Here is a 7,021-nt window from a genome sequence, read left to right on the forward strand (position 1 = left end):
CCTGCCGACGTTCGGAGAATGTACGGCGACACGAATATCAAGCTTGCGCAAGTCCTCACTGTCGCCAATGCCTGACAGCATGAGCAGTTTTGGAGTTGCGACTGAACCCGCCGAAAGCACCAGCTCGGTACTTGCTTCGATCCGCTTTTCCGCTCCAGCATGCAGCAGTCGAACGGCGGTCGCACGGTCGCCCGTCAGTTCGATGCCGATGACTGTGGAATCTGTCAGGACGGTGACATTGGGGCGACTCAGTGCTGGATACAGATAGGCGTTCGCAATGGAGTATCTTCGCCCGTCCTTGATCAGCGTTTGCGCGACCCCACAACCTCCGTCCTCCTCCATGGTTTGTCCATTCAGATCATCAGTAGAAGGAATTCCGACGCTGGCCGCAGCCCGCATCATTGCGGGGACGATGGGATTGTTATGTCGATCCTTATCAACGAAAATCTCTCCACGCTCCCCGCGCCACCGGCTAGGGTCGCCCTGCCAATTCTCAATCTTCCGGTAGATGGCGAGCACCGAGTCGTATCCCCAAGACGAGTCACCCGTCAGCTCCGCCCATTTTTCAAAGTTCTCTCTGTGGCCGCGGGCCCAGACCATCGCGTTAATTGCGCTTCCGCCGCCAATCCCGCGCCCCATCGCCAAAGGTATCGTGCGGCCGTTGCAGTGAGCGGCCTTAACGTACGGATATACATAGCTCGCGGCGGTACCGATGTTCGTCGGCCAGAGTGCGGGATCCTCGACTGATTTGACCTCGTTCCAACCACCAGCTTCGATGAGAAGCACCTTTGCCGCAGGGTTTTCAGAGAGTCTCGACGCGACAACTATTCCTGCAGTTCCTGCCCCGACGATAACGTAGTCGTACCGCCGCGACAATGCTTTGACGTTGCGAGACTGATTCGCCACTGCATTTGCGGCGTTCGCAGCAAAGCTACTTGCACTTGCAAATGAAAGTCCGCCGGCAATAGCGACACGAATGAATTCGCGGCGCGTGATTTTTCCTCGCATCACATTTTCTTCCGCGAGAGCCAACATATCCAATGAGAATTGATCAATCGCCATGTTCTTGTTCAGGGAAAATTCCCGCCTAATTGACGTGTCTCCTCCAGTCTGGAGGCGCTAGACTCGAGTTGCTCAGACCGAAATCAGAAGGGATATTCGGACGGCGTTTCAACTGAACTGATCCACTGAGACGTCGTGAATTCTTCGATGTTTGCCGGTCCGCCAAAGCGGCTACTGTTGCCAGAAGCGCCCATCCCACCGAAGGGCACCTGCGATTCTGTGTTCACGGGCTGATCGTTGACGTGAACCATTCCGCAACGTAAGCGCTTAGCCAGTGCGATCGCAGCTGACACTGACTTCGAATGAATTGCCGCCGCCAGACCATAGTCACTCGCATGCACAAGCTCAATGGCTTCGTCTATCGAGTCATAGACCGTCACAGGCGCAACCGGTCCAAACAGCTCATCCGTGAAGGCCGGCATGTCCGCAGTAACCTCCGTCAGAACCGTAGGTTCGAAGAAGTTTCCCGTTCGCTTTCCGCCTGTGACAAGCACTGCTCCAATATCGACAGACTCTCTGACGATAGTTTCAACTCGTGCGGCCTGCCGCTCGTTGATGAGCGGTCCCAGATGTACCTGACCTTTTGCTGGGTTCCCCACTGACAGGCGTCCGGCACGCGCGGCGAGCTTCGAGATGTACTCATCAGCGACGCTTCGGTGGACAAGGTGTCGCCCGGCTTGCATGCAGATTTGGCCTTGGTGAAGGAAAGCTCCCCATGCACCGCATGAGGCGGCCTTATTGACATCGGCGTCTGGCAGGACGATAAATGGATTATTCCCGCCGAGTTCCAGTGACGTCTTCTTCAGCATTCGGCCGCAAATCTCACCAATCTGGCGACCCACAACTGTCGATCCAGTGAACGAGATCATCTTAACCAGTGGATGTTGAACCAACGCTTCCCCGGCCTCAACGCCACCTGGCAAGACATGCAACAGTCCTCTTGGAAGACCTGCGTCCTCGAACAGTTGGGCGACCAGCGCGCCCCCTGTCACTGCGCTGTGGGGATCCGGCTTGAGAATTACCGCATTGCCCAATGCAAGCGCTGGCGCAATCGTACGAATCGCAAGTACCAACGGAAAGTTCCAAGGCGTAATGACGCCAACGATCCCGACTGGGATACGATGCCACGCATTCACACGACCCGGCACGGAACTAGGAAACAGCATTCCGTTTGACTGTAGCGGGAGACTCGCCGCTGTAATCAAATGCTCCCTGCTCGCATTGAGTTCCCAGGAGGCCTTAGGCTCGATCGAACCACACTCGCGAACGTTCCAATAGTTGAATAATTTCGATCGTTCTCCGATGAGGCGCGCTGCCTCATAAAACACTGCCGCGCGTTTATCGAAAGGAGTGTCGGCCCATCGACGCTGCGCAAGCCGCGCACTTTGAACTGCTGCATCAACGTCAGACGGCCCGGATACGCCAATACGAGCAAGCTCGTCGCCCGTTGCCGGCTCAACTACTGTCGCGATACCTCGCTGACCATCTACCCATTCGCCAAGGTAGATCTTCTCGGCCCAAGGTTCTCTCGATTGTTGGTCCATCATCGCTCCTCCAGTTAATTTGAAGATTCGCCTCGCCGTCCTTCCGCTGACGTCTGGCTTGGAAGATGATCGACCCGCTAAAAATATTTACCTTGTCCGGCTTTCTTCAACTTCTTGACTGGAACGATTCTGTCTGTGACCGTGGAGCACTTTGGTCCCGACCGTCTCAGGATGAGGCCGAGACGAAACTTCCTGCGCGCTCGCGCCACTCCGTTGGACTATGGCCAAAATGTTGGCGAAACCTTCGGCTGAAGTGCGCGGCACTCGCAAATCCACAACGCCACGCTACCTCCTCGATCCGAATCCCATCCTTGCAAATCCCCTCGATCAGTTGCCTCGCACGCTCCAGGCGCTGACCCCAAAGGTAGCGCATCAATGAGGTGCCCTCGTCGTGGAAAAGTCGGTTTAGGTAGCTCACTGACACTCCCGCCGCACTTGCGATAGCGTGTGCATCAAGGCTCTCCTCTCCCAAATGGTTGGCGATGTGGCGCTTAGCTCTGTGATAGGCCGCTGTCGTAGAACGAGAGCCAGCAGCGCCACTCGACTCGAGAAGCACGCCGAGCCAGTCAATGAGATGCGACCCGAGCAAAGCCTGGGTCGTGTATCTCATTTCAGCAAAATTTGAAGCGACTGCTCGGATCATGTCAAAAACCACGCTTACGTCAGCAGAACTCATATCCGGTTCAATACAGTGGCTCAGCTGGCAACGAAAGCCTCGCTCCTGCAGAGAGGACTTTTTGCATCTCAGAACGATCAAGCTTGTTTCGTCTTGAAATGTCTCCGTGAACGGCATCGACGGATCAACGATGAGCAATTCGCCTGCCGCAACAATTTTCCGGTCGCCATCCTGCTCAAAGAGCAACTTCCCTTGGGACACGAGCTTGACGTAGATGTGTTGACTGTGCTCCTGCGTAGAGATGTCGGGAAACAGAGTCAGCGCCGTCATCCTGACGGTGGAAAACGCTGTTTCACCCAATTCAATGGCTCGGACTTCAGCGTTATAGGGTCGACATTTATCGGGTTTGCAGCCTAAGCCGTGGCTCAACGTTAGATATGTCCTTAGCTCCGACAGCGCGAGTTGTCCTTTGATCTCAATCCGCGCACCACCGGACCTATCTGGATAGAACATAGTCAAGTCCTCAAGCCGATTAATCGCTAGGGAAAGTACTGATTTTTCTTGGCACGGCTCGATGCGGCGAGCAAATACTTCGGATTTCAAGCGTACTCTTCACTGCGTCAGATGGACCATCAGTTGCCCATGAATGTTATTCATCGGCAAGTTGAAAAGACATCCCTTCTGATTAGTTTCTGCGTATGTCAATGTGTTCGGTACGGTTTTCTCGCCCTAATCACGTCGGCAACGGGCCGAGACGTTGAAAGCTCAGCTATATCAGGAGATTTACATCATGGAAGCAACAGTAGCGGTCTCGCACAAAGACCAACTGGTAGCGCACATTATTCCGTTTCTGGAAGAAGTCAAGGATCTGACTACCGGTACCGACGTCGAGCGCTGGTTAAACGAGAAATATAGCGTTGACAGCGACTTCTATCGTGAGACCGCGCGGCTGATTAAGCTGGGGGTGCTTGAGGAGGGTTGGGCCGCCAACGTCGAGATTGCAGGTCGGCGCTACCGCCGCGCCCGACTAGTGGACCCGTCTGAAGAAACGTTTGGCTTTAGCATCACCACGGTGTACATGGATAGCACCGAAAATACTCAAAGCAACCCTGAACAATCCTTCCGCGGAGACTACCACTCTCATCCCTACGGCGAGTTCAATATGGTCTTCTCGCTCAATGACGGCGCAGCGCTTGCCGGACCGAACGGATGGTGTTATGGGGGATGGACGGCACCTGCACCGGGAAGCCACCACTATCCGGAGGCAAAAGGCGGAGCCGTAATCGCGCTGTTCTTCCTGCCTGCAGGACGGATTGCATACAACGTGAAAGCGCCGGACGCACAATAACCGCAGGGCGCCGGTCACCGGCGCCCTCCTTTTTACGAATCACTCGGCATCGAACCCGAAGAAGGTCGTAAATCCCTCGACCGGCTCCCGAGCCATCGCAAGGCTGTTAATGTGCGAGTCCTGCTCAGCGAACCCTAGACTCATACCGCACACCAATCGATAGCTTTGAGGGAATCCGAGTTGTCTCGAGACGATGTCTTCGTATCGCGCGAAGGATACCTGCGGACATGTCGCCAATCCGACCGCTCGCGCTGCGAGCATAAGCGACTGCAAGAACAGCCCATAGTCGAGCCAACTGAACTCGGTCAGCGACGGGTTAATTGCAAAAATCAATCCTACGGGTGCACCGAAGAAATCAAAATTCTTTGCTGTAACCGCTGCACGCTGTTTCACGTCGCTCTTCGAAACACCCAGTGCACCATAATAAACGCTTCCAAATGCCTCTTGCCGAAGTCGCATGAGTTCAGGAAGCGGATCTGGCATATGACGCAACGGCGGGTGAAGATTGGCAGCGTGAGCCCGACCCAACTCTTCGCTCAACGCCGCTTTTTTTTCTCCGCTTAGCACATACACATGCCAAGGTTGGATATTGGAGTTGCTCGGAGCGTATCTCGCCACATCTAAAATCTCTTCGATGACCTTCCGTGGCACTTGATCAGATTTGAACCTTCTCACAGCGCGACGGGAGCGAATGATGGCGTCAATGACGCTGGCAGTTGGATGCGTGTCTCGATTAATCTTCATGGATGAAATCACTGGAAGGATTTCTACATCATGACATGGACCAAAAAAGCATCGCAGTGAAACATGTTCACCTGCGAAGTGAATCGAGTTCATGTTCTCTTTTCGCACTTCCACCCGCTCTCTCATCCGCCTGCAGCATTAATCGCAGACACTTTTTGATACTGCTGCTGCGACGTAAGTCAATCGGTAGATTGAATCACGTGCAACAGGATATTGCACGTGATTCCCTTTGTCTGAGTTAGTACGACAACCATAATCGAAGGGCACCTCCCACTGTCACCGTCGTCGTCCTTCCCCGACGCAACGTTTGGTCCTTCTTTCGCCTAACCTGGTGATGATTGCAACCCTCAACGGAATCCCAAGTCCGTTGAGTTCCCACCTCAACGCTAAGGGTAGACAGCCAAAATGAGCACGACAATTCTTGCGATTGCCGGCAGCACTCGGCGCGATTCGTTTAATCAGAAAGTGCTTGATGTAGCTGCGAGCGGAGCTTCTGCACTCGGAGCTCGAGTTCTCGATGTTCGTCTTGCAGATTACCCAATGCCGATCTACGATGCCGAGTCCGAGGGCACAAGCGGCGTACCTGAGAACGCTTTGCGCATTCAGGATATGCTCGCGGAGAGCGACGCCATCCTCATCGCTTCACCTGAGTATAACGGTGGTTACACCCCAATTCTCAAGAACACGCTTGATTGGTGCAGCAGAGCGACGCGAGCCGGCACGCCCGGGCTTACCCTCTTCGCTAACAAACCAGTTGCAGTCGTCAGCGCTTCGCCAGGCCCACTTGGTGGCGCTAAAGCGCAAATTGGTATCAAAATTGTTCTTGAGAGACTGGGACTTATCTTGATACCACAATCGTTCTCGTTGGGTCTCGCTGCATCTGCGTTCAATGAACAAGGAACACTAAAGGACAAAGACGTGGAGAAACTCTTGCGCGCGGTCGGCGAGTCGCTTGTTGGTCTCACAAGCAAACTTCATACAGCTACGGTCTAGTGTCGAACTTCCGAGCGATGCACAGTAGTACTCCACAACGGCCCGAGCAGCCATGCTAGGGCCGCTTTCGTAGCTACGAAGATGGAATGTCTCGATGATTTTTTCCGCCCGAGTCTATCAAGAGACCATCCCAGTCAGACGCTCGCTTGCGGTCCAAAGACGTGCTGCAATGTCGGGATCAATCGCCCAGCTTTTCACACCCGGTCCAATTCCATCTTCAGCTGCCAACGGCGCGACGTCACAATCTTCGCAGTAAAGGCCTCCTAATCCGTCAAGCTGTGAGCTGACTGCGCACCACAAGGTCGTAGCGGCGCCCTGCTGAACCGTCTTGAAGCCTGGGTCCTCGGCAGTTTTTAAAGTCCCGTCTTCTTTGACCGCCCCCATCAGACGGTAGTCATCGATGGTCATATGCCGCGCCAATGGCGTAAATATTGAACCTGGGTGCAAAGAGAAAGCCCTTACCCCCTCTTGTTTTGCAATCTGATCAAGGTGAAGAGCAAACAAAACGTTTGCAGTCTTCGACTGCGCATACGCTGTCCACTTGTCGTAACTACGTCGGCTGTAGTGCAGATCCTCAAGATCTACGCCACAGAGTTGATGGGCTCGTGACGAGACACTGATTACTCTTGCGCCCTCTGCTTTCCGCAAAGCCGGCATGAGAAGCTGAGAAAGCTGAAAATGCCCAAGATGATTCGCACTAAATTGCTGCTCAAC

At 54.2% G+C, this 7,021-nt stretch carries 7 protein-coding genes; 2 read left to right on the plus strand and 5 right to left on the minus strand.

The genetic code is table 11. The features are described from left to right. From BG60_RS35760 to BG60_RS36605, 3 genes are all read right to left on the minus strand, one after another. Positions 1-1,062 (minus strand): GMC family oxidoreductase (locus tag BG60_RS35760; RefSeq protein WP_034474581.1); only part of this gene is annotated, 1,062 nt, incomplete at its 3' end. An 83-nt stretch (positions 1,063-1,145) separates the two neighbouring features. Beyond that, positions 1,146-2,609, minus strand: a complete 1,464-nt coding sequence (locus BG60_RS35765; protein ID WP_080443021.1) for a benzaldehyde dehydrogenase — start codon at positions 2,607-2,609, stop codon at positions 1,146-1,148. A 163-nt stretch (positions 2,610-2,772) separates the two neighbouring features. Then, positions 2,773-3,825, minus strand: a complete 1,053-nt coding sequence (locus BG60_RS36605; RefSeq protein WP_140401998.1) for a helix-turn-helix domain-containing protein — start codon at positions 3,823-3,825, stop codon at positions 2,773-2,775. A 187-nt stretch (positions 3,826-4,012) separates the two neighbouring features. Between BG60_RS36605 and BG60_RS35775 the strand changes: the two genes are divergently transcribed. Next, positions 4,013-4,570, plus strand: coding sequence for a 4-hydroxylaminobenzoate lyase (locus tag BG60_RS35775; RefSeq protein ID WP_033536320.1), 558 nt, complete (start codon positions 4,013-4,015; stop codon positions 4,568-4,570). Positions 4,571-4,609: 39 nt separating this feature from the next. On the opposite strand, the gene BG60_RS35780 is transcribed toward BG60_RS35775, so the two are convergent. Continuing rightward, positions 4,610-5,407 carry a nitroreductase gene (locus tag BG60_RS35780; RefSeq protein ID WP_321141495.1) on the minus strand — a complete coding sequence of 266 codons (798 nt, stop codon included), beginning with the start codon at positions 5,405-5,407 and terminating at the stop codon, positions 4,610-4,612. Positions 5,408-5,719: 312 nt separating this feature from the next. On the opposite strand from BG60_RS35780, the gene BG60_RS35785 reads away from it, so the two are divergent. Beyond that, the gene (locus BG60_RS35785) at positions 5,720-6,307 is read left to right on the plus strand and encodes an NADPH-dependent FMN reductase (RefSeq protein WP_033536312.1); all 588 of its coding nucleotides are present in this window, start codon (positions 5,720-5,722) and stop codon (positions 6,305-6,307) included. Between the two features lie 117 nt (positions 6,308-6,424). Here the strand turns inward: BG60_RS35785 and BG60_RS35790 are convergent. Next, on the minus strand, positions 6,425-7,021 hold a 597-nt coding region (locus BG60_RS35790), incomplete at its 5' end, for an SDR family NAD(P)-dependent oxidoreductase (protein WP_034474583.1).

It is taken from the genome of Caballeronia zhejiangensis, assembly GCF_000698575.1.
In the GTDB taxonomy this organism is placed as follows: Bacteria; Pseudomonadota; Gammaproteobacteria; order Burkholderiales; family Burkholderiaceae; genus Caballeronia; species Caballeronia zhejiangensis.

What these genes read in the sequence shown, in the direction of transcription:
- BG60_RS35785 (WP_033536312.1), top strand. Translation starts at nt 5,720, where the DNA reads ATGAGCACGACAATTCTTGCGATTGCCGGCAGCACTCGGCGCGATTCG.
- BG60_RS35765 (WP_080443021.1), bottom strand. Translation starts at nt 2,609, where the DNA reads ATGATGGACCAACAATCGAGAGAACCTTGGGCCGAGAAGATCTACCTT.
- BG60_RS35780 (WP_321141495.1), bottom strand. Translation starts at nt 5,407, where the DNA reads ATGAACTCGATTCACTTCGCAGGTGAACATGTTTCACTGCGATGCTTT.
- BG60_RS35775 (WP_033536320.1), top strand. Translation starts at nt 4,013, where the DNA reads ATGGAAGCAACAGTAGCGGTCTCGCACAAAGACCAACTGGTAGCGCAC.